Raw genomic sequence first — 235 nt, 5'->3', positions numbered from 1 at the left:
CGATCAGGTTGCCCGCCAGCTCGATCGCGGCGACCAGGATCGTGCCGATCACGTCCTTCAAGCCCATCAGGATGCTGATGAGGCCCTCGACGGCCGCGCCGATCGGCCCGCCCGACAGCTTGCCGAACAGGGCCTGCAGCTTGGTCATGATCGCCTCGATGGGCGGACCGAGGGTCGCGACCAGGCTGTCCCAGACGATCTTCAGCGCGGCGACGATGCTGTCCTTGAACAGCAG

1 protein-coding gene is annotated in these 235 nt (G+C 66.4%); it reads right to left on the bottom strand.

The window, feature by feature from the left end:
* A partial coding sequence (locus ACNEUN_RS06470; RefSeq protein ID WP_463631645.1) for a hypothetical protein occupies nucleotides 1-235 on the bottom strand: 235 nt, incomplete at both ends.

This window comes from Gardnerella sp. C0684A1 (genome assembly GCF_055326835.1).
Note: the sequence above shows the minus strand (reverse complement) of the source record. Positions and strands in the feature narration are given on the sequence as shown.